This window comes from Aeromonas sp. QDB56 (genome assembly GCF_027705505.1).
GTDB lineage: Bacteria > Pseudomonadota > Gammaproteobacteria > Enterobacterales > Aeromonadaceae > Aeromonas > Aeromonas caviae.
This window is the reverse complement of the sequence record NZ_JAPDBZ010000289.1, coordinates 1-1,091: the sequence shown is the minus strand read 5'-3', so window position 1 is coordinate 1,091 and position 1,091 is coordinate 1. Positions and strand designations below refer to the sequence as shown.

Below are 1,091 nucleotides of genomic sequence, written 5' to 3'. Positions count from 1 at the left end.
CGTGAATTCAGATAATAAGTGCAATGCCCATGGTGCATAGGAGAGAGGCGGTCAACTACCAGTTAGGGTACGCTTCTTCTCGCCAAAGAAACAAAGCGATACACCATGAAATACCAGCAGTTGACCGAGGGGCTACGATACCAGATTGCCTGCCTCCGTGACCATGGCCTGTCACAGGCCCGCATTGCCAAACAGCTCGGGGTTCATCCATCGACTATCAGTCGTGAGCTTCGTCGTAATTGTGCTGGGCAGGCCTATCAGCCGCAGCAGGCTCACCAACTTGCCACGGCACGACGGCTGACGAGTCAGAAGCGTACTGTCCCGTCTGATACCATCGACTTTGTTTGCATGGCGCTGGTCGCGGACTGGAGTCCCGAGCAAATCAGTGGCGTTGGAGACATGATTAACTGCCCGGTTAGCCACGAGTGGATATACCGCTATGTGGCACGCGACAAGGCCAACGGTGGCACGCTATACCGGCATCTGCGTCAGGGTCACAAACGCTATCGCAAGGGTAAGAACAGCAAACGCAGTGTCATTCCCAATCCGGTATCGATTGATGAACGCCCTGCGATAGTCAATGAGCGGAGCCGTGTGGGAGATTGGGAAGTCGATACCGTGTTGGGTAAGCAAGGCAGCGGTGCAATAGTGAGTCTGTTGGAGCGTAAGAGCCGGCTCTACCTGGTTCAATACGTTCCCAGCAAAACAGCCAGCGCGGTGGCGGACACCATTATCAGCATGCTGAAACCCTACCAGGCACATGTCCATACCATCACAGCTGACAATGGTAGCGAGTTTGTCGAACATGAACGTGTTGCAGCAGAGCTGGAAGCGCAGGTGTACTTTGCGCATCCATACAGTGCATGGGAACGGGGACAGAATGAGAATAGCAATGGTCTGCTGCGGCAATATGTGCCCAAAGGCAGTGATTTGAGTGTGGTGACAGCAGAGGCACTGTCAGCCGTCGAAAAGCGGCTGAACTTCAGGCCGCGCAAATGCTTGGGATTTAAACAGCCACAGGTGGTTTTTGACGAACTTCTGAAAGCAGCCTGATTTTTAATCGGGAATTGCACTTCGAAGTTGAATTCGCG

At 53.4% G+C, this 1,091-nt stretch carries 1 protein-coding gene; it reads left to right on the top strand.

Annotation, left to right across the window (positions count from 1 at the left end; translation table 11 throughout):
- The first annotated feature begins 105 nt into the window (after positions 1–105).
- Positions 106–1,053: an IS30-like element ISAeca1 family transposase gene (locus OKB81_RS20450; protein WP_012564931.1), complete on the top strand. Its 948-nt coding sequence runs from the start codon at positions 106–108 to the stop codon at positions 1,051–1,053.
- The last annotated feature ends 38 nt before the right edge of the window (positions 1,054–1,091 follow it).

What these genes read in the sequence shown, in the direction of transcription:
- OKB81_RS20450 (WP_012564931.1), top strand. Translation starts at nt 106, where the DNA reads ATGAAATACCAGCAGTTGACCGAGGGGCTACGATACCAGATTGCCTGC.